The organism is Sphingobacteriales bacterium (assembly GCA_012517435.1).
Taxonomy (GTDB): Bacteria; Bacteroidota; Bacteroidia; order CAILMK01; family JAAYUY01; genus JAAYUY01.
This window is the reverse complement of the sequence record JAAYUY010000013.1, coordinates 1-4,730: the sequence shown is the minus strand read 5'-3', so window position 1 is coordinate 4,730 and position 4,730 is coordinate 1. Positions and strand designations below refer to the sequence as shown.

The window sequence follows — 4,730 nt, the reverse complement described above, 5'->3', positions numbered from 1 at the left end:
CCATAATGATTAAGATTCAAGCATTTTAACAAATTTTTCCTTCAGCTCGAAGACCATAAAAGGAAGTCCCTGAACTTTATTAAACTGGTGATACTGAAATTTCTGATGTTGCATACGAAGGAAATTGGCAAACTGCCCCATATTCAGCTCACAGACAATGATTTTCTTAAACCGGCTGAAAATTTCTTCCACATTCGTTGGCATGGGATAGATATAATTGAAGTGTGCAAGTCCTATTTTCTTACCTTCCTGATGCAGTTCGAGGACAGCAGTGAGCAGGGAGCCATAGGTACCTCCCCAGCCAACAACAAGAAGGTCACCTTCCTGTGCCCCGTGAACTTTCAGGGGCGGAACATCTTTAACAGCCCTTAAAACCTTTTCCTGTCTTAATTCTGTCATTTTCTGATGATTGAGCGGATCGTGAGAAACGGTACCGATAACATCCAGTTTTTCGAGGCCTCCCACTCTATGACGCAAACCCGGCATTCCAGGTACAGCCCAATAGCGTGCAAGCGTTTCAGGATCACGTTTGTAGGGATAATATTCTTTTGTCCCTTCCGGTACCAACATGGTTTTAATATCGGGCAATTCGCTGAGTTTTGGAATTTTTAAAGGTTCAGAGCCATTTCCCAGATAACCATCGGTTAACAAAATGACGGGGGTCATGTGTTCAAGAGCCATTTTGGCAGCCATATAGGCATAATAAAAGCAATCGGAAGATGAAGAGGCGGCTATAACAATACAGGGAGCTTCTCCGTTTCTGCCATACAAAGCCTGCATCAGATCAGATTGTTCGGTTTTGGTTGGTAATCCGGTAGAAGGGCCTCCACGTTGTACATCAACAATTACAATGGGCAACTCTGTCATCACTGCCAGGCCAATGGCTTCCGATTTAAGCGACAAGCCCGGGCCTGAGGTGGTGGTTACTGCCAGATTACCTGCAAAACTTGCCCCTATAGCCGAACATATCCCTGCAATTTCATCTTCTGCCTGAAATGCTTTTACGCCAAAATCCAGTCTGTTACTCAGTTCATGCAATATTTCGGATGCCGGAGTAATGGGATAGGAACCTAAAAAGAGCGGAAGCCCCGACTTTTGTGAAGCAGCAATAAGCCCCCATGCAGTAGCAACATTACCGGTGATATTCCTGTATTTTCCTTTCGGTGCATCCTGTAAAGGAGGAACTTTGTAAATGACATCCATTTCCTGTAAGGTGAAGGCAAAATTGTATCCGGCACGTAAAACCTTTTTATTGGCTTCTATCAGTACCGGTTTGCTTTTAAACTTCTTTTCAAAATATTTTTCTGACGGAGTCAACTCTTTGTTAAACAACCAGTAAAGCATGCCAAGGGCAAACATATTCTTCGACCTCACAACGGTTTTATTATCCAGCCCCATCCCCTCCAGTGCTTTTTGTGTCAAAGTAGTGATGGGAGCTTTCACCACATTGTATCCGACAAGGCTGTTGTCATTAAAAGGGCTTTCAGTGTAACCTGCCCTTTCATAATTTTTTTCATTAAAATTATCAGAATCTAAAATTATGGTAGCTCCTCTTTTAATCCATTTCATATTAACCTTGAGGGCAGCCGGATTCATGGCTACCAAAACATCGGCCAAATCACCACTGGTATATATTTCTTTATGTCCGATATGAACCGTAAAACCAGAAACACCAGCCACAGTTCCCTGAGGAGCCCTGATTTCAGAAGGATAATCGGGGAAGGTGGCCACATCATTTCCAAGCAGGGCAGATGTCTCTGAAAACTGTGTTCCTGTCAGCTGCATTCCGTCTCCGGAGTCTCCTGCAAACTTGATAACCACATCTGCCAGCTCTATTACTCTTGTCTTCTTGACCATATATTTTAAATGTTATATTAACGAAAAAATTGAGGTTTTTTAAAAGAGCAAAGTAATAGAATATAATCCTGATAGCAGACATAAATCTGAAAATTTTAAATCTTCATTGGTTGGATTGCCAAAAAGCCTGAAAATTGAGATTTTGAACAATAACCTGTTCAACATGTTGTAAAACAGTCTTTTGTCAGATAATCAAAGAATGCCAGGCCACCTCAGGAAAAAAGTTAACTTTGTTTATTCAACATCTGATGATGTAGGTTTATAAATTTCGAATTTTTTAAAACAGTCATGACTGACAGGAAAAAAGTGGTGGTAATTGGTGGTGGATTTGCCGGCCTGCAGCTCGTACGAAAACTTGACGAAAAACTGTTTGATATTTTACTGATTGATAAACTTAATCATCATCAGTTTCAGCCTTTGTTTTATCAGGTAGCCACTTCGCAGATCGAACCGGCAAATATTTCTTTTCCATTCAGACATATCTTCAGACATAAAAAACATATTCAGATCAGGTTGGCTGAAGTTCAGAGAATCTTACCTGAAAAAAATCAAATCACAACAACTATCGGAAATTTCAATTACGATTATCTGGTCATCGCAACGGGATGTAGAACAAACTTTTTTGGCCATCCTGAAATCTGTAAACATGCCCTGACGCTGAAATCCACCTACGATGCTATTTCCATCCGGAACCATATTCTGAAAGTCTTTGAAAAAATATTGTCGTTAAATGAAGAAGAAAGGGAGGCTTATCAAAATCTGGTTATTGTGGGGGCAGGAGCTACCGGTGTTGAACTGGCTGGTGCATTTGCAGAAATCAAAAAGAATGTTTTACCCAAAGATTATCCTAAAATTAATTTTTCAAACTTTGAAATTTATCTGGTTGAAGGGAGCAAAAACACCCTGAACAACATGAGTGATCATGCAAAAGCAGCTTCCCGAAAATATCTGAACAGGATGGGAGTAAATCTGCTGACAGAAAGATTTGTTACAGGATATGACGGACAAACACTTATTCTGAGTAATGGAGAAAAAATAAACACCAAAACTGTCATCTGGGCAGCCGGTGTTACAGGTAATTATATGGAAGGCTTACCGGCAACATGTGCCGCTCCCGGAAATCGTATCAAAGTGGACAGAATAAATAAGGTAGAAGGAACGGAAAACATTTTTGCCATAGGCGACATCGCTTACATGGAAACACCCAAATATCCGCGGGGGCACCCACAGGTAGCAAATGTGGCTATTAATCAGGGGAAAAATTTAGCCAAAAACCTGAGCCGCATGATGCGTGGTAAAAAAACGACAGAATATGAATACCACGACCTTGGCTCGATGGCAACCATTGGAGAAAAGAAAGCCGTTGTGGATCTTCCTTTTCTAAGGTTCAAAGGCTTTTTGGCGTGGATAATATGGATGTTTCTTCATCTGATGCTGATTTTAAGTGTCCGGAATAAACTCATTATTTTCATCAACTGGGCATGGGCTTATATCACCAAAGACTCTTCGCTCAGGTTAATTCTGACTGAAAATAAAAATCCCTGTCATGAATGATTTTTTAACAGTAGTTTGGGTAATTAAAACCCCATTGATCAGGGTTATTCACTTTCTTGCTCCGAGATAGGATATTGAAATCAACCCCTCTATATTAAAAACAAAAGGCTGCCCCGAGAGACAGCCTTTGCAAGTTAAATTTCAGTATGGTTTTATAACATAGCTATGGTATTGACCAGTAAAGCATGAATGTATTTGTAGTTGTGAATACCCTTGCTGTATTCCCTTAAAGCGAACTGGAAGTTGATGATAGCACCCACCTGAGCATTGGTCAATGAAGGGAATTTTGGTTTGGCCATGTTGGTTGCGCTGGTATTACCGGGATTTCTCCAGTAACCATTCGGGTTGGCTGAAGCATCATAGATGTCGAGATATCCGTCAAAATTGCCGGTAGTAGCACCAGCCCAGAGGTTAAGTTCAGGATCTGATTCAGAGTGCAAAATGTTGTGACCACCGCCAATATCATTAATTTTTGATGCCAGTTGATTCAGCAAAGTAGTAATATTAGACCTTGGTGTAGTCCAGTAGGTTGCATTTGAAGAAGAAACAGTTCCGGCACCATGGCAATCGGTGGTATTGCAGCCATTGAAGTTACCTTTTGCGACAAAAGTATGTCCTCCGGCACGTCCCGACATAGCTGCCATGTGGCAATCGGTACAGGAAGCATTGTTGGTATGATATGAATTAGTATAAGTTTCAGCTCCGGCAAATTCAATTCCACCCATACCGGCACAAACAGCGCCAACTACACCATAATGAACATGGAATCTGTAAGAAGGAAGGTGTTTATTTGGAGCAGCATTGCCTACTGCTGAGTCGTAATAAACTTTTGTTGGATTTGCAACGAGGTCGGCATAGTCAACAACATTTCCGTCAGAAAGTGTTGAACTGGTTGTCATCGGGCGAGGTTGATGACACCTGACACAGAGGTTACTTTTTCCATTATCTGCAGGCAGGTTAATGGTTTTAGCTCCTGCCCACATGGTCATAGGAACAGCGGCTGTAGTGGTAAATGCCCAGTCTGCGGTGCCATAAGTAGTGTGGAGTGAGCTATGGCAGGTATTACAGGTAATATCGCCATAAGCCGTTGAAGAGGTGGCTACATAACTGTTTGAATACTTGTTGGTGGTGGTGTTTAATGCAAAAGTTGCAGGAATGTTGTTTTTAATGACATACTTGAATCCTTCAGATTCATGGCATGGTGCACAGGTTGCATTTCCTGCTTCTTCGAATGCGGCTTCACCATAATAATGCTTTGAAAGCTCAAACTGAGTGGCTTTTTCTGTAACGGTAGCGGGATTATGGCATTCGCCACAGGT

3 protein-coding genes are annotated in these 4,730 nt (G+C 41.5%); 1 reads left to right on the top strand and 2 read right to left on the bottom strand.

Annotated elements, in window-relative coordinates:
* Nucleotides 1-9: 9 nt before the first annotated feature.
* Nucleotides 10-1,857, bottom strand: a complete 1,848-nt coding sequence (locus GX437_00735; protein ID NLJ06170.1) for a 2-oxoacid:acceptor oxidoreductase subunit alpha — start codon at nucleotides 1,855-1,857, stop codon at nucleotides 10-12.
* Nucleotides 1,858-2,145: 288 nt separating this feature from the next.
* Between GX437_00735 and GX437_00730 the strand changes: the two genes are divergently transcribed.
* A complete protein-coding gene (locus tag GX437_00730) occupies nucleotides 2,146-3,411 on the top strand; it encodes an NAD(P)/FAD-dependent oxidoreductase (GenBank protein NLJ06169.1) in 1,266 nt (421 codons plus the stop codon).
* Nucleotides 3,412-3,563: 152 nt separating this feature from the next.
* Here GX437_00730 and GX437_00725 read toward each other — a convergent pair.
* On the bottom strand, nucleotides 3,564-4,730 hold a 1,167-nt coding region (locus tag GX437_00725; GenBank protein NLJ06168.1), incomplete at its 5' end, for a hypothetical protein.

Coding starts and splice junctions, on each gene's coding strand:
- GX437_00735 (NLJ06170.1), bottom strand. CDS start 1,857: ATGGTCAAGAAGACAAGAGTAATAGAGCTGGCAGATGTGGTTATCAAG.
- GX437_00730 (NLJ06169.1), top strand. CDS start 2,146: ATGACTGACAGGAAAAAAGTGGTGGTAATTGGTGGTGGATTTGCCGGC.